Below are 20,485 nucleotides of genomic sequence, written 5' to 3'. Positions count from 1 at the left end.
GGGCGAAGCGCGGGACATCGCCAGCGACAGGGCCGGATTTTTGGGAAGCCACCCGGAAGCCGGAGCCACGCGCGCCCCGCGCAAACACCAATGAACGCTGGCCTTCCGACCGGACACCGCTGGTAGCCGCTGGACCCCCGTGTGGAGTCCAGCCCGGCATCCGGAGTCCGGAAGCCACCGGCATCCACCCGACCGAGGAACCTTGCCCACCATGACGCTGAGCTTCGCCCCGGACGCGATCGAGACGTGGCCGCTGTCGCGCCTCCAGCCCTACGCGAAGAACGCGAAGGCGCACGGGCCGGACCAGGTCGCGAAGATCGCCGCCAGCATGGCCGAGTTCGGCTGGACCGTGCCGTGTCTCGTCGCTGAGGACGGCGAACTGATCGCCGGCCATGGTCGCGTGCTCGCCGCGACGCAGCTCGGGCTGACCGAGGCGCCGGTGATCGTGCTCGGGCACCTGACCGAGGCGCAACGCCGGGCGTACCGGATCGCGGACAACAAGCTGACCGAACTCGGGACGTGGGACGAGGCGCTGCTCTCGGCGGAACTGAACGACCTGCTGGCCGAGGATTTCGACCTGTCTCTGGTCGGCTTCTCGGACGGCGAACTCGACAAGCTGCTGGCCTTCGTGCCGGAGGGGGACGGTGAAGAAGGTGGCGCCGGGGGCTCCGTGCCGCCGGTGACCATCCCTGAACCGCCGCGCAATCCTGCGTCGCGGACGGGCGATCTGTGGATCCTCGGCGACCACCGGCTGCTGTGTGGCGACAGCACCAGCGCTGCCGATGTGCGCCGTCTGATGAACGGCGAGCGCGCCGCGCTGTTCGCCACCGACCCGCCGTATCTCGTCGACTACGACGGCTCGAACCACCCGACCCGAAACAAGGACTGGTCGGCATCCTACGGCACGACCTGGGACGACAGTTCGCAGGGGGCCGAGCTCTACGACGGCTTCATCGCCGCTGCCGTTGCGGAAGCCATCGCCGAGGACGCCGCCTGGTATTGCTGGCACGCCTCCCGCCGCCAAGCGATGCTCGAAGCCTGCTGGGAAAAGGCTGGGGCGTTCGTGCACCAGCAGATCATCTGGGTGAAGGACCGCGGGGTTCTGACCCGCTCCCATTACCTCTGGAAACACGAGCCCTGCTTCATGGGCTGGCGCCGCCCGAACCGGCCGCCGAAGGTCGCCGAGCAGACGCTGCCCTCGACCTGGGAAATGCCGTCCTTCGCGAAGGACGAGCGCCCCGACCACCCGACGCCTAAGCCGCTCGACGCCTTCGGGATCCCGATGCGGCAGCATGTGGCGCGCGGCGGGCTTTGCTACGAGCCGTTCTCGGGGTCCGGGTCGCAGATCATGGCGGGCGAGGCCAACGTCCGGCGCGTCTTCGCGATGGAGATCAGCCCGGCCTATGTCGATGTCGCCGTTGAGCGGTGGCAGGCCGAAACCGGCCGCGACGCGATCCTCGACGGTGACGGTCGGACCTTCGCGCAGGTGAGGACCGAGCGGCTGGGCGACGATGCCGAAGCCCCCGCCGACGCCCCGGCAATGGACGCAGCCCCCGAACCCGCGCGAAAGCGCAAGACCGCCGCGTGACATGCATGACCTGGCTTTACCTTCCTCCGGACGCGCTTCCGGGGCCGGAGACGCATGCCTCTTCGGCCTCTCCCTGTGCTCCGGTGCTGGCGGGCTCGACCTCGGGCTCACCATCGCCATGCCCGGCTATCCTGCTGTGGGCCATGTCGAACGGGAAACCTACGCCGCAGCCACTCTCGTGGCGCGGATGGAAGACGCGTCCCTGGATCAGGCTGTTGTCTGGGACGATGTTGGAACCTTCGACGGCCGCCCGTGGCGCGGCGCGGTGGACATCGTCACTGCGGGCTATCCGTGCCAGCCGTTCTCCGTCGCGGGAAAGCGTCGGGGTGCGGAGGACCCGCGCCACCTCTGGCCGCATGTCGCCCGCATCATCGGTGAAATCAAACCGCCCTTCGTGTTCCTCGAGAATGTCGCCCATCATCTCCGCCTCGGCTTCCCCGAAGTCGCCGCAGGACTGGTCGGCATGGGCTTGTCTTATGACTTCCCTCGGCTTCCTTGCGATAAGGGAGCCGCTGCCCGGCACCCCAAATATGCCGGGCAGCGGCGGGGGACGGATCGAGAATGGGTCGGCCGTTGCGGGCCGTGCGGTAGTGTGATCGCCCCCGTCTTTTCTCATGACCTGAACGGATAGCAGGGCTTCGGGCCTGCATGACAAGCAGAGGTAAGGAAAAGACGGATGCAGGATATCATCGGCATCGACATCTCGAAAGACCGGCTGGACGCGTTCCGGCTCTCGGATCGGCAACACAACTCTTTCGGAAACGACAAGGCCGGGTTCAAGACCTTGCTGAAATGGATCGGCAACACCGAAGGACTGCGGATCGTCTACGAGCCGACCGGCCCCTATCATCGTGGAATGGAGGAAGCGCTCGCAAAGGCGGGACATGCGCTGGTCAAGGTCAATCCTCGCCAGGCGCGGCGCTTCGCGGAGGCCACTGGCACGCAGGCCAAGACAGATCGGGTGGATGCGATGCTGCTGGCGCGGATGGGGCTCGCACTCGACCTGCCGCCGCGGCCGGTTCGTGGCGAACTCATGAACGAACTGAGGGAGTTGCACGTCGCGCGGCTGGCGCTGATCAAGGATCGGACGGCGGCAGGAAACCGTGCTGAAACAGCAGCGATCAGCCTGATCCGCCGCCAGGCGAAGGCGCGGCTGGCCATCATCGAGAAGCAGCTTGCCGAAGTTGACGAAACCATCTCCACCCTGATCGCAGCGGACCCCGCCCTGGCCGAGCGTCTCGACATCCTGACCTCTATTCCCGGCATCGGCGCCGTGACCGCGTGCATGCTGCTGATCGAGATGCCGGAGCTCGGCACCCTCGAGCCGAAACAGGCCGCGAGCCTCGCCGGGCTGGCACCCTTCACGCGCCGTTCGGGCAAGTGGAAGGGAAAGGAAATGATCCGCGGCGGACGCGCCAGCCTGCGCGCCGCGATCTTCATGCCCGCCCTCGTCGCCATCCGCTTCAACACAGACCTCAAGCGAAAATACCAGCAGCTGCTTGAAAGCGGCAAAGCACCAAAGCTCGCGATCACCGCCGTCATGCGCAAGCTCGTCCTCCTCGCCAATGCGCTGCTGCGCGACGGCCGGAAATGGGCCGACAGACCCGCTTGACCAAGACGGATACTACCGCCTTGCGGCAGGCCTCTTCACAGCGGCGGAAGTCGGCGCGCCCTACAAGCGGGAACGACTGTTCATCCTCGCCATCCGCGAGGGCGACGACCTGGCCGACCCCGCGCGCCTGTTCGGGGGCGCGGTCGAGTGGCGGCAACCGGACGGAGATGATGCGGATGTGGATGACGCCGACGGCGCGGGATCACAAGGACGGTGCGACGAGCCTCGCGAACACGCCGGTGAACGGCCTGCTTGGCCGCCAGATGGGGTGGATGCCGCCCTTCCTCGGCGGCAACGCCATGTGCCACATTCGTGGTGCTTGGTTCCACGAGAGGAAAAGGAGGCATCCATGGAAAAAGGTATCATCGTCGGGGTCGATCTTGCAAAGCACAGCTTTCAATTGCACGGGTCATCGGCGGACGGGACCGTTCTGTTTCGCAAGAAGCTCAGCCGACCACAGTTTCACCGTTTCATGTCGGAGCAGCCGCATTGCACCGTTGTCATGGAGGCCTGCGGCGGGGCACATTTCTGGGCGCGTGAACTTGTGCGACTGGGCCATGAAGCGCGGCTGATCTCGGCGCGCTACGTGAAGCCGTTCATCAAGCGGCAGAAAAACGACGCGGCCGACGCCGAGGCGATTGTCGAGGCGGCAACCCGTCCGACGATGCGGTTCGTCGAGGTCAAGAGTGCAGAACAGCAGGCCCGCGCCGTCGTGTTCCGGACCCGTGAGCAACTTCTGAAGCAACGAACCGAGCTGGTGAACGCGCTGCGTTCGCATCTCTACGAATTTGGGTATGTGGCACCACAGGGGATCCACAATCTTCCGCGCATCGCGGAAATTCTTGATGATGAAAATACGGATATTCCGCTGCTGGCGCGCGAGACCTGCCTTGATCTGCTCTCACAAATCTCCGCTCAAACCGCCCGGATAAATGCGCTGACGAAGCGGATGGGCGAACTGGCCCGCACGGCGGACACGACCCGCAGATTGCAGACAATGCCGGGCATCGGGCCGATCGGCGCTCTGGCTATCGAAACCTTCGCGCCGCCGATGGAAACCTTCGGCTGCGGCCGAAACTTCGCCGCTTGGCTGGGTCTCGTGCCCCGGCAGAACTCGACCGGGGGCAAACAGCGGCTCGGTCGAACGTCGAAGATGGGCCAGCAAGACATTCGGCGATTGCTGATCATCGGCGCGATGGCCGTGGTGCGGTGGACAAGTCAGAAAGGCGCCCGTCCGGGGACATGGCTGGCGCGTATGCTGGCGACGAAGCCGCGAATGCTCGTGGCAGTCGCACTGGCAAACAAGATGGCTCGTGGCATCTGGGCGATGCTGACGCGCAAGGAGGATTATCGAGATCCGGGGCAGTTGATGGCGGCGTGATACCGCGACGACCATCATCTGAAACCGGTACGCCGAGGATGTAGGGAGAGGTGCCAAACTTCATGGGAAAATGATCGAACAGATCAGGGTCAGGAAAACCAGTCCAGGACACAGAGCCACTCGCTCGCCCGCCAGATTTGGACCTGGCCCGCGGATCACCATACCGGCCGGCGGCGCGTGAAAGGCCGCACTATCAGGCCTGACACAAGCACGCACTCGATCAGAAACTCAGAACAAGGCAAATCAACTTGCAAACCGGGCGGCATCCACACAAGGTCCTGGTGACGCCGATGGCTGGGAGCGATACCTCCGAGCCGCGCCGGACCTTGAACCCGCTGTTCGTCGAGGCACTGATGGGTTGGCCCACCGGGTGGACCGGCTTCGCCTCTGTGGCAACGGCGTGGTCCCCTTGGTTGCGGCGCATGCGCTGCGAACTCTCGCGGCTGAACTGCTGGCCGATGGATGAGGCAGCGGCATGAAGCAGACCCGCCTCATGTCGCTGGTCGAGTCCGTCGCCAACGTGATCGTCGGCTACGGCGTCGCGGTCGTGACGCAGATCCTGATCTTCCCGATCTTCGGGCTGCACACGACGCTGGCGCAGAACCTGAAGATGGGCGCCATTTTCACCATCTTATGCCGAGCTCGGCATAACACGGTTTATGCTGAGCGCAGGATTATGCGGAGTCGTCCGGGCGTTGGTGTCGCAAGTATCTGACCCGCATTTGTTTTCCTGCCTGCATCGGTCGGCATAATCGGATTGTCCTTCGTGTGGCGCCGCAGTGGCGCCTTTCACGGAGGACAACATGAACGAACTCAACGCGCCGGTCACACGGCGACGCCTTCTGGATGCAGGACCGCACCAAGCCCTGGTTGACGATTATGCCCGGTATCTTGCCGCAACCGGGCTTTCGCACGTTTCGGTTCGGATCCATCGGGGCTCCGCCCTGCATTTCCTGGCCTGGAGCGTCCAGAGCGGCATCGCGCTGGATCATGCCGGGCAGGATATCGTGGCGCGGTTCGCTGCGCATGATTGCCAGTGCCATTCGTCGCCGCGCTCGCTCGGGCAGTACTACATCAACCGGGTCGATGGCTTCGTGCGCTACCTCGCGGCGCGGGGTACTCTGCCGCCGCAGCCTGTGGCCGAGGCACCGGCGGTGGACCACAACGTTGCGGACTGGCTCGATGCGCAGGCCCGGCAGCGCGGGTTGGCAACGGTCACCATCGCGCGGCACAGTCGGATGCTGGCGCAGATCCTGCCGCTGATCGGCAGCGACCCATCGCGTTACACGCCCCGGATTATCCGCGACGGTTTGATCGAACACGCCCGGACGGCGCGGTCCGTGCATTATCCGAAGATGGTGGCAAGCGCGCTGCGCCTGTATCTGCGCCACCTTGCGCAGCGCGGGGTCGCCGCGCCCGGCCTTGACCGTGCGGTTCCCACGGCAAAGACTTGGCGACTGGCGAGCCTGCCGCGCTATCTGGAGCCGGACGCGGTCGAGCGGCTGATCGCGTCCTGCGATCCCGAGACCCCGGGCGGCCGCCGTGACCGGGCGATCCTTCTGCTGCTGGCCCGCTTGGGGCTTCGGGCGCGCGATGTGGCAGAGCTGCGCCTGGCCGATATCGACTGGCGTGCGGGGAACATAGCTGTCTGCGGCAAAGGTCGCCGGGAAGTCCGGTTGCCATTGCCGCAGGATGCAGGCGACGCCCTGATTGCCTGGCTGAGCGGGGCGCGGCCAGCCGCCTCGGGCGATACTGTATTCTCGCGGCTCTTGCCGCCCTTCGATCCCATCAGTTCCGGCGTAGTCGGCGGTGTGGTGCGCCGGGCGGTCGGTCGGGCCGGCATCGAGAATGCGCCCTCGCGCGGCAGCCATCTGCTCAGGCACTCGGCCGCCATCGCGATGCTGCGCGGCGGCGCCACGCTGGACGCCATCGCCACCGTGCTGCGGCACCGGTCGACCGACACCACGGCGCATTACGCGAAGGTGGATGTCTCCATGCTGGGGGACGTGGCGCAAGGCTGGCCGACCGACGGACCGGCATGCCCAGTGGCACCACCGCTCTTCGGCCTGGTCTGGCCGGAGGGCGCGCCATGCTGAGCCGCGACCTCGACGACTACATCGCGCTGCAACGGGCCCGCGGGTTGAAGTTCACGACCCAGCCCTGTCTGCTCAGGAGCTTCGTGGCTGCGGCCACCTTGGCAGGCGATACGCATGTGACGACCGCCCGCGTGCTCGACTGGGCGGTGCGGACGACATCCGACGTACAGGCGCGCAATCGCCTGGCCGTTGTCCGGCGCTTTGCCGAACATCTGGCCGTCGCCGACCCGGCACACGAGGTCCCGCCCGCCGATGCCCTCGGGCGCTGGCGCTTCGAACGGCGGATGCCGCACATCTATACGGGCGACGAGATTGCCGCGCTGATGATGGCAGCCCGGCGGCTCGGTCCTCCGGGTTCGATCCGGGGCGAGACGCTGGCCACGGCGATCGGCCTTCTGGCGGCAACAGGCCTGCGTGTCTCCGAGGCGCTCGGACTCGACACGAGGGACATGACGTCCGAGGGGCTGGTGATCCGCGAGACCAAGTTCCGCAAGAACCGCCTCGTCCCCTTGCATCCCACCGCACGGACGGCGCTTAAGTGCTACATGCGGCGGCGTGCGCAGGTCCGGGGCGCGGGCGATGCACTGTTCGTGAACGACCACGGCCGACGGCCGTCCTATGTCACGATTTACGCGCTCTTCCTGCGGATCGGCCGCGAGACCGGCATCCGCGGCTTGCCCGGCGAGAAAGGGCCACGGCTCCACGACCTGCGCCACACCTTCGCGGTGCGCTCGCTCGAGGCCTGCGACGGCGACCGCCGCGCGATCTCGCGGCACATGCTGGCGCTGGCCACTTACCTTGGCCATGCCGATCCCAGCCACACCTGGTGGTATCTGCAGGCGACGCCGACGCTGATGAGGCATATTGCCGATGCGGGCGAGGCCCTGATGGCGGAGGGTATGGCATGACGCCCCTCGCTCCGCATCTGTCCGCCTTTCTGCGCGACCACCTGCCGCGCGAACGCGGCGCCTCGCAACATACCATCGCATCCTATGCGCATTGTTACCGGCTGCTTCTGAGCTTCGCGGCCGAGCGACGAAAGACGAGGCCCAGCAGGATCGTCATCGAGGATCTCGATGCGACCCTGATCTGCGCCTTCCTGGATCATCTCGAGGCGGAGCGGTCCAACACGGCCCGCAGCCGCAATGCCCGGCTCGCGGCGATCCATTCGCTGTTCCGCTACGTCGAGTATCGCGTGCCCGCTTGCCTCGATCAGGCGCGGCGGATCCACGCGATCCCGATGAAGCGCAGCGCGCAGCCGCTGGTGGGTTACCTGACGCGGGCCGAGATGCAGGCCCTGTTTGCCGCCCCCGATCTGCAAACGGCCGCGGGGCTGCGTGATCAGGCCATGCTGCATCTTGCCTTCGCGGCGGGCTTGCGGGTCTCGGAACTGACCGGCCTCCGGTTGGACCAGTTCGACGATGCCGCGTTGCCCAGCCTGCATGTGATCGGAAAGGGGCGACGTGAACGCATCCTGCCGCTCTGGCAGGACACGGCCCGCGCCGTCCGGCGCTGGATTGCGGTGCGCCCGAAATCGGCCGACCCGCAGTTGTTCCTGAATGCCGCCGGTCGCATGATGACGCGATCGGGGTTCGAATACATCCTGCGAAAACACGCCGCCGCTGCGGCGAAGGCGGCCCCCTCGATCGCGGCCAAGCGGGTGACACCGCATGTCCTGCGCCACAGTTGCGCCATGCACACGCTGCAAGCCACCGGAGATGTGCGCAAGGTCTCGCTCTGGCTTGGCCATGCCAGCGTCCAGACCACCGAGATGTACCTGCGCGCTGATCCAACAGAAAAGCTCGAAGCGCTGACCGCCATGGGGCCGCCAACCCTGCAACGCGGCCGCTTCACCGTGCCGGACAAGCTGATGGCAATGCTGTCCGACGCCGGTAACGGCCGTAATTATGCGGAGTGAACTCCGCCGAAAAACACCGTGGCGTCGGGTATCGGCGCCGCGGACTCCGCATAATCCTGCGCTCAGCATAAACCATCGTGAGCATTGTCCGGAGCTTTGGCCTCCGGCGGCTGTTCGAGGCGATCCGCGTCAGAGCGAAGAAGCCGCCGCTCAGGACGAGCGGCGGCTCTGTTCCAGTCCGGCTTCCCTACCGCCGGGACTTCGGCGGCGCGCCGGGTCGGGATCAGGCTTCGAGCCGGTAGACCCGCCCGCGCCCCTCGACCTTGTCGGAGGTCACTTCGAGGCCGAGCTTTTTCTTCAGCGCGCCGGCAAATGCCCCGCGAACTGTGTGCGGCTGCCAGCCCGTGGCGACGACAATCTCGTCGATGGTCGCGCCGCCGTCGGAGCGGAGCTTCTCGATCAGCTTCGCCTGCTTCGTGCCGGCGCGCGGTGTGCGCGCCTTGGGCGCGGGGTCGGCCTCGGCGGGAGCGTCCTGCGGGGCCGCCGCACTCGGCGCCTCGTCGGCGCCCGTGGGCGCGCTGTCGCCGCCCTCCGGCTCGACGCCGATGGCAGCGAGACCCGCGTCGGTGATGTGCAGGAGGATGGCGCGGCCGTCCTCGTCGTTGCGCCAGATGCGATTGAGCGCGGCGTCCGCCTTGGTCTGGCTGTCGGTCGTCGTCTCGGCGATCAGCCCGCGGGAGAGCAGCGCGCCGACTACCTTGGCAGCCGCGCCGCCGCGGAGCGAGCCGGGGAGCGGCAGGACGTTTCGGTCCTCGCGCTGCGCGGTGGCGCTGAGGATCACGAGCTGGGTGTCGGAAAGCTTGGTCATCTGGAGTCTCCGTATTGGGGGCCGCGACCATCGCGACCCTCCTACGACCCCGAGCCGCGCAGGGCGCGCGGCGGGAGTTCCGGCAGTGCCGGAGATCAGCGGGCGTGTTCGCCCTCGCCGAAGGCGCTGTCGGTGATGCGCTTCAGGAGGCTGGCGTAGTGTTCGAGGGTACCGACCATGGCCCAGCCCGCCTCGTCGGGGGCGCAGTTGAAATGGTCGTCGCTGAGCGCCTGCAGGCGGGCGAGCATCTCGTCGATCTCGGCCTTCTTGCCGATGAAGGCGGCGAGTGCCGCTTCCTTGTTGCGCCGGGCCTTCTCGGCGCGGGCCTCAAAGCGCGGGGTGGTGATCGGGTTCAGGCGGCTGGTCATCGTGGTGGCTCCTTGGGTCGAGTTGCATCGCTTCGCTGGAGTGACGTTCGCTCTCTCCGCCGCGCTTATCAACTCGATAAGCACATGATCTTGAATGATAATCGGAGCCGCCGATGCAGGGCATGAGCGAGCGCCAGTACGCCGCCCATGTCGGGCTGTCGCGCGGTGCGATCCAGAAGGCGAAGACGGCCGAGCGGCTGGTCCTCTATCCCGACGGCAGCATCAACGCGGCCGCCAGCGACGCCCGGCGTGCCGAGACGACGGACCCGTCGAAGACGAGGAAACCGCCCGCGCCGAAGCTGAAGCCTGTCCCCGAGGCGGCGGTGGCCGCCGTCGGCGACACGCTGCGCGAACAGGGGTTGGCGGTCCCCGCCGTCGGGGGCGGCACGACCTTCCTGCAGGCGAAGACCGCTAACGAGGTGCTGAAGGCGCAGGAACGGCGCATCCGGCTCCAGAAGCTGAAGGGGGAGTTGATCGAGCGGGCGCGCGCGCTGGCGCTGGTGTTCCGGCTGGCGCGGGAGGAACGGGACGCGTGGGTCAACTGGCCCGCGCGTGCGGCGGCGCTGATGGCGGCTGAGCTGTCGGCCTCGTGCCGCGACGCGACAGGTCAGCAGATCGCCGTGGAGCCAGCCGCGATGCAAAAGGTGCTGGAGAAACATGTACGCGCCCACCTCGACGAACTCGCCGAGGTCCGGCCCGACTTCCGGTGAAAGCGGCGATGCCCTGACTGACTTCGACGGCGCGGGCGAGCTCCTGCGCGCCTGGGGCCGCGGGCTGCGTCCCGATCCGGACCTGACGGTCTCGGAATGGGCGGACCGGCACCGGATGCTCTCGGGGCGCGCCTCGGCCGAGCCCGGGCGATACCGCACGGTGCGCACGCCCTACATGCGCGAGATCATGGACCGGCTGTCGCCCGGGGATCCCACGCAGCGGATCGTGTTCATGAAAGCGGCGCAGGTCGGGGCGACCGAGGCCGGGAACAACTGGATCGGGTTCGCCATCCACCAGGCGCCGGGGCCGATGCTCGCTGTCCAGCCCACCGTGGAACTGGCCAAGCGCAACTCACGCCAGCGCATCGACCCGCTGATCGACGAGAGCCCCGAGCTGCGGGAGCGGGTCAAACCGGCCCGGTCGCGGGACGCGGGCAACACGATGCTGTCGAAGGAATTCGCGGGCGGCATCCTGATCATGACCGGCGCGAACTCGGCGGTCGGGCTCCGATCCACCCCGGCGCGGTACATCTTTCTGGACGAGGTCGACGCCTATCCGGCGTCCGCCGACGAGGAAGGCGATCCGGTGACGCTGGCCGAGGCGCGGTCGCTGACCTTCGCCCATCGGCGCAAGGTTCTGCTGGTCTCGACGCCCACCATCCGGGGGCTGAGCCGGATCGAACGGGAATACGAGGCCAGCGACCAGCGCCGGTTCTTCGTGCCGTGCCCGCATTGTGGCCACGCGCAATGGCTGAAGTTCGACCGGCTGCGCTGGCAGAAAGGCCGCCCGGAGACGGCGGAGTATCACTGCGAGGGCTGCGACGCGGCAATCGCGGAGCACCACAAGACGGCGATGCTGGAGGGTGGCGAATGGCGCGCGACCGCCACGGCCGCCGATCCGACCACGGTCGGCTATCACCTCTCGGCGCTCTACTCGCCGATCGGCTGGCTGAACTGGGAGCGGATCGTGCGGGCATGGGACGCGGCACAGGGGTCGGACGAGGCGATCAAGGCGTTCCGCAACACCATCCTCGGCGAGACATGGGTCGAGACCGGGGAAGCGCCCGACTGGCAGCGGCTCTACGACCGGCGCGAACGCTGGAAATCCGGCACGGTGCCAGCAGGCGGGCTGTTCCTGACCGCCGGGGCCGACGTGCAGAAGGACCGGATCGAGTTCGACGTCTGGGCCTGGGGCCGCGGCTTGGAAAGCTGGCTTGTCGATCATGTCGTGATCGAAGGCGGGCCGGATCGGCACGACGCCTGGTCGGAACTGACAGCGCTGCTGGACCGATCCTGGCCGCACGAAGGCGGGGCGCATCTGCGGATCGCGCGGCTCGCCATCGACACGGGCTACGAGGCCCCAGCGGTCTATTCCTGGTCGCGGGCGCAGGGGTTTGGACAGGTGTCGCCGGTGAAGGGCGTCGAGGGGTTCAACCGCTCGAGCCCGGTGTCGGGGCCGACCTTGGTCGACGCGACCGAGGGCGGCAAACGCCTGCGTCGCGGAGCGCGGCTCTGGACCGTGGCGGTCTCGACCTTCAAGGCCGAAACCTACCGCTTCCTGCGGCTGGCACGCCCGACCGAGGAGGAGATGGCCGACGGGGCGGCGTTCCCGCCCGGCTCGGTGCACCTGCCGCACTGGGTCGAGAACGAATGGCTGAAGCAGTTCGTGGCCGAGCAGCTGGTGACGGTGCGCACCAAGCGCGGCTTCGCCCGGCTGGAATGGCAGAAGCTGCGCGAGCGCAACGAGGCGCTGGATTGCCGGGTCTACGCCCGCGCAGCCGCCTGGATCGCGGGCGCGGACCGCTGGCCCGACGAGAAATGGCGCGACCTCGAGGATCAGCTCGGGGCCGCCCCCACCGACACCGATCCCGCCGGGCAGATCAACCGGCCGGTACAGGCCCCGCAGGGCAAGCGCCGCTCCGACTGGCTCGGGCGGCGGGAGGGATGGTTCTGAACATGATCGACTGGACGGAAACCGAGCTTTCGGCGCTGCGCCGGGCCTATGCCAGCGGCACGACGCGCGTCAGCTATGACGGCAAGTCGGTGGATTACGGCTCGGCCGAGGATCTGCTCGCCCGCATCCGGACCATCGAGCGCGCCATCGCGGGCTTCAGCCGCCCGCTGCCCGTGGCGGGGCTCGCTGGCTTCTCGCGCGGGGATCGCTGATGTCGGCGACCTGGTTCGACCACGCCATCGCCACGGTGGCGCCGCGCATGGCGGCTCGGCGCGTGATGGCGCGTCAGGCATTCGAGACGCTGACGCGTGGCTATGACGGCGCGGCGCGCGGGCGACGGACGGACGGCTGGCGCGCGCCGGGATCCTCGGCCGACACCGAAATCGGCGTCGCCGGGGCGCTGCTGCGCGACCGCATGCGCGATCTGGTGCGCAACAACCCGCATGCGGCCAAGGCCGTGGCGGTGCTGGTCAACAACATCATCGGCGCGGGCATCATGCCCCGCGCCGCCAGCGGTGACGACACGCTGGACCGGAAGGTGGATACGCTGTTCGAGCGCTGGACGGCGGACTGCGACGCCGATGGCCAGCTTGACTTCTATGGCCTGCAGACGCTGATCTGCCGGGAGATGGTCGAGGCGGGCGAGGTTCTGGTGCGCCGCCGCCTGCGGCGCGCGAGCTACGGCCTGCCGGTGCCGCTGCAATTGCAGGTGCTGGAAGCCGACTTCCTCGACGCCACCAAGTCCGGAGCCCTCGGCGCAGGGCGCCTCGTGCAGGGGATCGAGTTCGACCCGGTCGGGAAGCGCCGGGCTTACTGGCTGCATGCCGAGCATCCGGGCGACGCCTACGGGGCCTTGCAGAACGGGTTGCAGAGCCGCCCGGTCCCCGCGACCGAGATCGCCCATGTCTACGAGAAGCAGCGCACGCAAGCGCGCGGCGTCCCCTGGGGCGCGCCGGTGATCCGGTCGTTGCGTGATCTCGACGACTATGAAGTGGCCGAACTGGTTCGCAAGAAGACCGAGGCCTGCGTCACCGCCATCGTCTTCGGCGACGACGAGGCGCAACAGGGCATCGCGCCCTCCGTGGTCGATGCCGACGGCAACCGGGTGGAACAGTTCGAGCCGGGGCTGATCGCCTATGCCCGCGGCGGCAAGGACATCCGCTTCAACCAGCCCTCGGCGACGGGCGGCTACGGCGAATACAAGCGCGCGAGCCTGCACACGATCTCGGCAGGCTTCCGCGTGCCCTACGAGCTGCTGACGGGGGACCTGTCCCAAGTGAACTACTCCTCGATCCGGGCGGGTCTCGTGGAGTTCCGCCGCCAGATCGACGCCGTCCAATGGCAGCTGTTCATCCCGATGTTCTGCGCCCCGGTGTGGCGGTGGTTCACGGAAGCCGCATGGGCGGCGGGGCAGATCCCGTCGCCGATCGTGCCTGTGGAATGGTCGCCGCCGAAGTTCGAGGCGGTCGATCCGCAGAAGGACGCGATGGCGAACCTGCTGTCGATCCGCTCGGGCACCATGACGCTAGCCGAGGTGATCGCGAAACAGGGACGCAACCCGGACGCGGTGCTGGCCGAGATCGCCGCGACCAACGCCAAGCTCGATGCGCTGGGGCTGGTGCTCGACAGCGACCCGCGACGGGCCACCAAGACCGGCAGCGCGCAGACCGGCGACACAGCGACCGATCCGGCCGCCGACGAACCGGACACCGACGACCCGGCCGCCAACGCGGACAATGACCCGGCGCAGGCCGACCAACAGGACTGACCTCATGGACACGATGATCGAACTGCCGGCCATGCGCCGGTCGGCGGAGCTTGCGCCGAACACCGCCGATGCCGACACCCGCACCGTCGAGGTGGTCTGGTCGGCCGGGGCCCGCGTCCGGCGCGCGACATTCTTCGGGGAGCCCTACGACGAGGAGCTGAGCCTCGATCCCGCCCATGTCCGGCTCGACCGGCTGAACGCGGGCGCGCCGTTCCTGAAGGTGCACGAGCTCGACACGCTCGACGCGGTGATCGGCTCGGTCGTGCCGGGCTCTGCCCGGATCGAGAACGGCCGCGGCATCGCGCTGGTCCGGATCAGCGAACGCGCCGATGTCGAGCCGATCTGGCGCGACATCCAGGCCGGGCACATCCGCGCGGTCTCCATCGGCTACCAGGTCCACCGCTTCGAGGTCTCGAAGCCCGAGGCCGCCCGCGAGCTTTGGCGGGCGGTGGACTGGACGCCCTTCGAGGTCTCCGCCGTCGCGGTCGGCGCCGACCCCGCCGCGGGCTTCCGCGCCCAGCATCCCCTTCACGACTGCGTCCTTCACCGCCGGGACGCCCCCACAGAGCAAGGAGCATCCCCGATGACGGACAAGACCGAGACCCCGGCGAGCGACGCCGCAACCCCCGCCACCACCCAGCCGACCGAGCCGGTCGCAACCGAGGACACCCCCATGACCGAGCCGAAACCGGCTGCGCCCGACCCGAAGGTCGCCGCAGTGGAAACCCGCACCCAGCCGAAGCTTCAAAATACCGATGCCCCCGCTGCGCCCGACACCGAAGCGGTTGCCACCCGCGCCCGCGAGGCCGAGCGCGACCGCGTCTCCACCATCTACGATCTCGCGGGCCGCCTGAACCTCGAGCGGGGCTTCGCCGAGGATCTGGTCAAGCGCGGCGTCAGCGTTGACGAGTCCCGCCGCCTGATCCTCGACCAGGTCGCCGCGAAGTCGGACGAAACCCGGACCTTCCCCCATGTCTCCGTCCCCCTCGGCGGCCGGGACGAGCGCATCACCCGCCGCGATGCGGTGGCGAACGCGCTCCTGCATCGCTACAGCCCGACGCTGTTCCAGCTGGAGGACGCCGCCCGCCAGTATCGCGGCATGACGCTCATGGAACTGGCCCGCGAGAGCCTCGGCAATGCGGGCGTCAATACGCGGGGCCTGTCGCGCGACGAGGTGGCGACGCGGGCGCTGCACTCGACCTCGGACTTCCCCGAGATCCTGTCGGCGGTCACAAACAAGACCCTGCGGCAGGCCTACGAGGCCTATCCCCGCACCTTCATGCTGTTCTGCCGTCAGGTTCTGGCCACCGACTTCAAGGCGATGCACCGGGTCCAACTCGGCGAAGCGCCGCAGCTGCTGGAGGTCGGCGAGAGCGGCGAGTTCAAGCGCGGGACGCTCGGCGAGAGCAAGGAGAGCTACAAGGTCAAGACCTATGGCCGGGTGGTCGCGATCACCCGCCAGACGCTGATCAACGACGATCTCGATGCCTTCACGCGCATCCCGGCGATGTACGGCAACTCCATCGCCCAGCTGGAGTCGGACGTGGTCTGGGGCATCATCACCGCCAACCCGGCCATGGCCGACGGCAACGCGCTGTTCCACACCACCCACAAGAACCTCGCGGGCACCGGCGCGGCGCTCGATGTCAGCAGTGTCGGCGCGGCCCGCGCCGCCATGGCCAGGCAGACGGGGCTCGACAAGAAGACGGTGCTGAACGTTCGGCCCGCCTTCCTGATCGTGCCCGCCTCGCTGGAACTGAAGGCCGAGCAGCTGGTCGCCCAGAACCTGGTGCCCGCCGCGACGTCCAGCGTGGTGCCGCAGTCGATCCGCACGCTGGCGCCGATCAGCGAGCCGCGCCTCGACGCCGCCAGCGAGACCGCCTGGTATCTGGCGGCCTCGCCGAACCAGATCGACACCATCGAGTACGCCTATCTCGAGGGTCAGCAGGGCGCCTACATCGAGACGCGCAACGGCTTCGACGTCGACGGCGTCGAGATCAAGTGCCGCCTCGACTTCGGCGCCAAGGCCATCGACTGGCGCGGCCTCTACAAGAACCCGGGCGCGTAACCCGCACCCCATGCAGAACCCTGACAGGCGGGCGGTCCAATCGGGCCGCCCTTCGCTTTTCCGAAAGGACCCTCGCGATGAAAACCTACGTCCAGCCCGGCAACACCATCACCCTGACCGCGCCCTATGCCGTCGCCTCGGGCGATGGCCTGCTCGTGGGCTCCATCTTCGGCATCGCCGCCGGAGCGGCTGCCCTCGGCGACGCGGTCGAGACCGCGCTCGTCGGCATCTTCGACATCACAAAGGTCGGCTCCCAGGCCTGGGCCGTCGGCGCCAAGGTCTATTGGGACGACACCAACAAGCGCTGCACCACGGTCGCGACCGACAACACCCTCATCGGCGTGGCTGTCGAGGCGGTGGCGAGCGGCGCCGGCGACACCATCGGCCGGGTACGGCTGAACGCGAGCTTCTGATGAGCGCCTTCGCCGCTGCCGTCGGCGCGCTCTTCGCCGATCCGAACGTCGGTCGGGACGCGGTCTACATCGCCGACGGCGGCGCGCCCGTGCTGGTGCGCGCCGTCGCCCAGCGTGCGGACGCGATCACCGACTTCGGCGATGCGCGACTCTGGTCCGAGACCACGCGGATCGATCTGCGCGTGGCCGAAGTTCCAGCCCCACGCCCCGGCGACCGGATCGAGATCAACGGCGATGCCTTCCTCATCCAGGGCGAGCCCGTCCGCGACCGCGAGCGGCTCGTCTGGACCGTGGATCTGAGGCCTGTGTGAAACTGAAGCTCGACATCGATCCCGACATCGTTGCGATGATGGCGGCCGAGATCGCGGCGGGCGAGCGCGCCGTGACGGCCGCCATGCGCGAAGCTGGAACCGGGCTGAAGTCAGCGTGGCGGCTGCAGATCACCGGCGCAGGTCTCGGCACACGGCTGGCCAACTCAATCCGGAGCCAGAACTTCCCGAGGTCGGGCGAGAGCCTGGACGCCGCGGCACTGGTCTGGTCCAAGGCTCCGGTCATCGTGGGCGCGCATGACACGGGGCCGCTGATCCGCTCGAAAAACGGGTTCTGGCTGGCGATCCCGCTGCCCGCCGCGGGCAAGTCCCTGCGCGGCGGCCGCATCACGCCCGGTGAATGGGAACGGCGACGCGGGCTGCGCCTGCGCTTCGTCTATCGCCGGACCGGGCCGAGCTTGCTGGTGGCGGAAGGACGGCTGAACACGAAGGGCCAGGCGGTCGTGTCGCGCTCCAAGACCGGGCGCGGAAAGGTCACTGCGCCGATCTTCCTGCTGGTGCCGCAGGTCAAGCTGCCGAAGCGGCTGGATCTGGCTCGGGATGCAGACCGGGCGTTGGACAGTGTGCCGGGGCTGATTGTCGCCAACTGGGCGGAGGGAAGACTTTGACTGCGGCGCTCAGAGTTTCCCAACGCTCGCCAGCAATTGATACTCCCCGGCCCGTTGCCCTTAGCGACGAAACGTTGCCAATTTCGTCAGAACGGCCATCGGATCAAGATCGACATAGATTTCGTTGTTGTTCGTCTCCGTCCGATGTTTCGCGAACGCCTCGCCGAGATACTTCTCAACCTCAATGGCGTCTTGCACCGAACCTATTGGCTGGTCCGTGTGCAGCACCCACTGAGGCTCGTTGGAAAGCCGGAACTTGTTGAACTCGATTAAGCGCTGCTTCGCGTCCTGCGCATGACCAATTTTCAATACGCGGCCGGTTTTTCCCAGCGTAGCGATGTATATGCAGTTGGTGGCTTCGACGTTTGGCTGGACGGAATAGCCGTTGAGGGCGAATGGATGTTTTTGGCGAAGCTGGTTCACACGGCTTGCCATGGTCTGGAAGCGCGGCGTCATCACCTCCAACTCTTCACCGTTCGTAGCCAAGAGGTCTTTCAGTGTAGCTGCAAGCTCGTCACCTAGCTCCTGAACCGTTGTGATGGCCCTTTGTGTATGTGTCGATGGAGTGTAGCCGGGTAAATCGCGAAACTCGGGAGCATCTCGAATAATCCACGTTCGGATCGGTTGGAGAGCAAACGGCCATCGATAGCTGCCGTCTTCAAGTCGGTCCCAGGAATTCTGGGCCTCGATCCCGAATTCGGCAGTGTCTGCAGTGCCGTGGCTGATCTGCCAGACGTTCGCGACCCGCCCCCTCAGCTCGTCAGGGATCTGGACATCTGGATCACCAGGATTTCGGCTGACCACGCCAAAAACGAGATCGCCCTCCTGCGTGCTGCGGATGGCAACCGTGCGGTTCTGTTTGCTGGTAAATGTTAGTGGCCCACCACGGCGACCGTGGGTGCCCCAAACATAGGTATAGAATAGCCCGGTCATGCCGCTCTCATTTTGCCACCGAAAAGCAGCTTAGCATCGAAGTCAGCCCTAGGGTAAAGGTCACGTTGATGATCTTCACTGAAGTCATCGAGGATTTCCATGCACAGCCCTCGTGAAACCATCCTCACCGCGCTGCACGCGCGGCTTTCGGCGCTGCCCGCCACGGCCCTGCGCGGCGAGGTGCTGCCCGAGCGCGTGCCGGCCAATGGCCTGCTGATCCTGCGCGACGGCGAGCCGGGTGAGCCCGAGGTGACGTTGTCGCCGCTGGCTTACCACTACCAGCACAGCGCCGAGATCGAGGCGGTGGTCCAAGGTGCCGACCGTGACGCCGCCTTCGACACGCTGACCGCCAGCATCGGCACCGCGCTCGCCGCCGACCGCACGTTGGGCGGGCTCTGCGACTGGGTCGAGGCGGAAGCGCCGCGCCCGGTCGACCTGCCGGTCGAGGGCGCGGCGAGCCTGAAGGCCGCCGTGATTCCGGTGGTGTTGCACTATTCCACGGCCGACCAGCTGGCCTGACCCAACCGACCACAGGAGACGAACATGGCACGAGCCCAAGGGGCGCGGGCGCTGATGGCGCTTGCGTTCGAGACGACCTATGGAACGCCGCCCGCCAGCGGCTTCACCCGCATGCCCTTCGCCAGCAGTTCGCTCGGCGCGGAGCAGCCGCTGCTGAACTCAGAGCTTCTCGGCTACGGCCGCGATCCGCTGGCGCCGATCAAGGACGCGGTGACGGCCGATGGCGATGTCGTCGTGCCGCTCGACGCCGAAGCCTTCGGCTTCTGGCTGAAGGCCGCGTTCGGCGCGCCCACGACCACGGGCGCGGAAGCCCCGTACAGCCACGAGTTCCAGTCGGGGTCCTGGACGCTGCCCAGCATGTCGATCGAGACCGGCATGCCGGAGGTGCCGCGCTATGCGATGTATTCCGGCTGCGTGCTCGACCAGATCACCTGGCAGATGCAGCGCTCGGGGCTGCTGACCGCAACCGCGCGGCTGGTCGCGCAGGGCGAGACGGTGGGCACGACGACCAGCGCCGGGACGCCCGCCGCGCTGGAGCTGAAGCGCTTCGGGCATTTCAACGGATCGATCACGCGCGACGGCACGGCGCTCGGCAATGTGGTCTCGGCCGAGATCACCTATGCCAACAACCTCGACCGCATCGAGACCATCCGCTCGGATGATCGCATCGACGGGGCGGACCCGTCCATCGCGGCGCTCACGGGACGGATCGAGGTACGCTTCGCCGATCAGACGCTGGTGACGCAGGCGATCAACGGCGAGGCCTGCGAGATGGAATTCGCCTATGTCCTGCCGTCCGGCGAGAGCTTCACCTTCACCGTGCACGCCGTCTACCTGCCGCGCCCGCGCATCGAGATTTCCGGGCCGCAGGGCGTGCAGGCGACCTTCGACTGGCAGGCGGCGCGCGACAGCGTCGTCGGCCGGATGTGCACCGCCACCCTCGTGAACGACGTGGAGACGTATTGATGCTGACGCTCGACCTGACCAATGCGCCGCGCTGGCACGACCTCGCGCCCGGCGTGCGGGTGCAGCTGCGCCCGCTGACCACCGCGCTGATGGTGGCGACGCGCAACGATCCCGCTGTCGAAGCGGTGTCCGAGGAGGCTTCCGACGAGGAACGTGCCGTCGCGTTCGCCAAGGCGCTTGCGCGCCGCGCGGTGCTCGCCTGGGAGGGTATCGGCGATGCGGAAGGCAACGCGATCGACCCGAGCCCCGAGGCCATCGACGCATTGCTCGACGTCTGGCCGATCTTCGAGGCTTTCCAGCTGACCTACGTCTCGAAGGGGCTGCTGCTGGAACAGGAAAAAAACGCCTCCGCGCTCTTGCCGAATGGTCCTTCGGCGGGGGCGACCGATATTGCCAAGCCTGCGCGCAAGCCTGCCCGGACTGCCCGGCGCGGCTGAACCGTCCGG

General features: G+C 67.6%; 22 protein-coding genes. 19 read left to right on the top strand and 3 right to left on the bottom strand.

All coding sequences use genetic code 11. The features are described from left to right. Nucleotides 1–211 precede the first annotated feature (211 nt). The 8 genes from JHW45_RS06550 to JHW45_RS06515 all read left to right on the top strand — a co-directional run bounded on the left by JHW45_RS06550 (nt 212) and on the right by JHW45_RS06515 (nt 8,595). On the top strand, nt 212–1,588 hold the full coding sequence (locus JHW45_RS06550; protein ID WP_272860100.1) for a site-specific DNA-methyltransferase: 1,377 nt from the start codon (nt 212–214) through the stop codon (nt 1,586–1,588). A gap of 1 nt (nt 1,589) precedes the next feature. Continuing rightward, nucleotides 1,590–2,219, top strand: a complete 630-nt coding sequence (locus JHW45_RS06545; RefSeq protein WP_272860099.1) for a DNA cytosine methyltransferase — start codon at nt 1,590–1,592, stop codon at nt 2,217–2,219. Between the two features lie 45 nt (nt 2,220–2,264). Beyond that, a complete protein-coding gene (locus JHW45_RS06540; protein WP_074555568.1) occupies nt 2,265–3,200 on the top strand; it encodes an IS110 family RNA-guided transposase in 936 nt (311 codons plus the stop codon). A 349-nt stretch (nt 3,201–3,549) separates the two neighbouring features. Next, nucleotides 3,550–4,581 (top strand): IS110 family RNA-guided transposase, encoded by a 1,032-nt coding sequence (locus tag JHW45_RS06535; RefSeq protein WP_272857729.1) that lies wholly within the window; start codon nt 3,550–3,552, stop codon nt 4,579–4,581. Between the two features lie 475 nt (nt 4,582–5,056). Further along, entirely contained in the window at nt 5,057–5,296 is a 240-nt protein-coding gene (locus JHW45_RS06530; protein WP_272857730.1) for a DUF7220 family protein, read from the top strand. A gap of 88 nt (nt 5,297–5,384) precedes the next feature. Next, nucleotides 5,385–6,677, top strand: a complete 1,293-nt coding sequence (locus JHW45_RS06525; RefSeq protein ID WP_272857731.1) for a tyrosine-type recombinase/integrase — start codon at nt 5,385–5,387, stop codon at nt 6,675–6,677. Next, on the top strand, nt 6,671–7,585 hold the full coding sequence (locus tag JHW45_RS06520; RefSeq protein WP_272857732.1) for a tyrosine-type recombinase/integrase: 915 nt from the start codon (nt 6,671–6,673) through the stop codon (nt 7,583–7,585). Before JHW45_RS06525 ends, JHW45_RS06520 begins: the two co-directional genes overlap by 7 nt. Further along, nucleotides 7,582–8,595, top strand: a complete 1,014-nt coding sequence (locus JHW45_RS06515; RefSeq protein ID WP_272857733.1) for a tyrosine-type recombinase/integrase — start codon at nt 7,582–7,584, stop codon at nt 8,593–8,595. Before JHW45_RS06520 ends, JHW45_RS06515 begins: the two co-directional genes overlap by 4 nt. Before the next feature lie 223 nt (nt 8,596–8,818). On the opposite strand, the gene JHW45_RS06510 is transcribed toward JHW45_RS06515, so the two are convergent. Both JHW45_RS06510 and JHW45_RS06505 read right to left on the bottom strand, forming a co-directional pair. After that, complete coding sequence (locus tag JHW45_RS06510) at nt 8,819–9,403, bottom strand: DUF3489 domain-containing protein (protein ID WP_272860098.1); 585 nt, start codon at nt 9,401–9,403, stop codon at nt 8,819–8,821. 95 nt (nt 9,404–9,498) lie between these two features. Beyond that, nucleotides 9,499–9,771 carry a hypothetical protein gene (locus tag JHW45_RS06505; protein WP_272860097.1) on the bottom strand — a complete coding sequence of 91 codons (273 nt, stop codon included), beginning with the start codon at nt 9,769–9,771 and terminating at the stop codon, nt 9,499–9,501. A gap of 113 nt (nt 9,772–9,884) precedes the next feature. Between JHW45_RS06505 and JHW45_RS06500 the strand changes: the two genes are divergently transcribed. The 8 genes from JHW45_RS06500 (at nt 9,885) to JHW45_RS06465 (ending at nt 17,621) form a co-directional block, all read left to right on the top strand. Continuing rightward, complete coding sequence (locus tag JHW45_RS06500; RefSeq protein ID WP_272860096.1) at nt 9,885–10,481, top strand: hypothetical protein; 597 nt, start codon at nt 9,885–9,887, stop codon at nt 10,479–10,481. Next, entirely contained in the window at nt 10,429–12,435 is a 2,007-nt protein-coding gene (locus tag JHW45_RS06495) for a phage terminase large subunit family protein (RefSeq protein ID WP_272860095.1), read from the top strand. The genes JHW45_RS06500 and JHW45_RS06495 overlap by 53 nt, the downstream gene beginning before the upstream one ends. A gap of 2 nt (nt 12,436–12,437) precedes the next feature. Beyond that, the gene (locus JHW45_RS06490; RefSeq protein ID WP_177208251.1) at nt 12,438–12,647 is read left to right on the top strand and encodes a phage head-tail joining protein; all 210 of its coding nucleotides are present in this window, start codon (nt 12,438–12,440) and stop codon (nt 12,645–12,647) included. After that, nucleotides 12,647–14,203, top strand: a complete 1,557-nt coding sequence (locus tag JHW45_RS06485; protein ID WP_272860094.1) for a phage portal protein — start codon at nt 12,647–12,649, stop codon at nt 14,201–14,203. Before JHW45_RS06490 ends, JHW45_RS06485 begins: the two co-directional genes overlap by 1 nt. Nucleotides 14,204–14,207: 4 nt before the next feature. After that, nucleotides 14,208–16,271: a prohead protease/major capsid protein fusion protein gene (locus JHW45_RS06480; RefSeq protein WP_272860093.1), complete on the top strand. Its 2,064-nt coding sequence runs from the start codon at nt 14,208–14,210 to the stop codon at nt 16,269–16,271. A gap of 77 nt (nt 16,272–16,348) precedes the next feature. Next, on the top strand, nt 16,349–16,684 hold the full coding sequence (locus tag JHW45_RS06475; RefSeq protein ID WP_036720074.1) for a DUF2190 family protein: 336 nt from the start codon (nt 16,349–16,351) through the stop codon (nt 16,682–16,684). Further along, complete coding sequence (locus JHW45_RS06470) at nt 16,684–16,995, top strand: head-tail joining protein (RefSeq protein WP_272860092.1); 312 nt, start codon at nt 16,684–16,686, stop codon at nt 16,993–16,995. The genes JHW45_RS06475 and JHW45_RS06470 overlap by 1 nt, the downstream gene beginning before the upstream one ends. Then, a complete protein-coding gene (locus tag JHW45_RS06465) occupies nt 16,992–17,621 on the top strand; it encodes a DUF6441 family protein (RefSeq protein ID WP_272860091.1) in 630 nt (209 codons plus the stop codon). Before JHW45_RS06470 ends, JHW45_RS06465 begins: the two co-directional genes overlap by 4 nt. Nucleotides 17,622–17,681: 60 nt before the next feature. Here JHW45_RS06465 and JHW45_RS06460 read toward each other — a convergent pair whose 3' ends face one another. Further along, nucleotides 17,682–18,554 (bottom strand): GIY-YIG nuclease family protein, encoded by an 873-nt coding sequence (locus tag JHW45_RS06460; RefSeq protein WP_272860090.1) that lies wholly within the window; start codon nt 18,552–18,554, stop codon nt 17,682–17,684. Between the two features lie 99 nt (nt 18,555–18,653). On the opposite strand from JHW45_RS06460, the gene JHW45_RS06455 reads away from it, so the two are divergent. From JHW45_RS06455 to JHW45_RS06445, 3 genes are read left to right on the top strand one after another with little or no spacing between them, the layout of a single operon-like run. Further along, nucleotides 18,654–19,073 carry an acyl-CoA transferase gene (locus tag JHW45_RS06455; RefSeq protein ID WP_272860089.1) on the top strand — a complete coding sequence of 140 codons (420 nt, stop codon included), beginning with the start codon at nt 18,654–18,656 and terminating at the stop codon, nt 19,071–19,073. A gap of 24 nt (nt 19,074–19,097) precedes the next feature. After that, nucleotides 19,098–20,039 (top strand): phage tail tube protein, encoded by a 942-nt coding sequence (locus JHW45_RS06450; RefSeq protein ID WP_272860088.1) that lies wholly within the window; start codon nt 19,098–19,100, stop codon nt 20,037–20,039. After that, a complete protein-coding gene (locus JHW45_RS06445; RefSeq protein WP_272860087.1) occupies nt 20,039–20,476 on the top strand; it encodes a hypothetical protein in 438 nt (145 codons plus the stop codon). The genes JHW45_RS06450 and JHW45_RS06445 overlap by 1 nt, the downstream gene beginning before the upstream one ends. Nucleotides 20,477–20,485: the final 9 nt, after the last annotated feature.

This window comes from Paracoccus stylophorae (genome assembly GCF_028553765.1).
Taxonomy (GTDB): Bacteria; Pseudomonadota; Alphaproteobacteria; order Rhodobacterales; family Rhodobacteraceae; genus Paracoccus; species Paracoccus stylophorae.
This window is presented reverse-complemented; position numbering and strand designations above follow the sequence as displayed.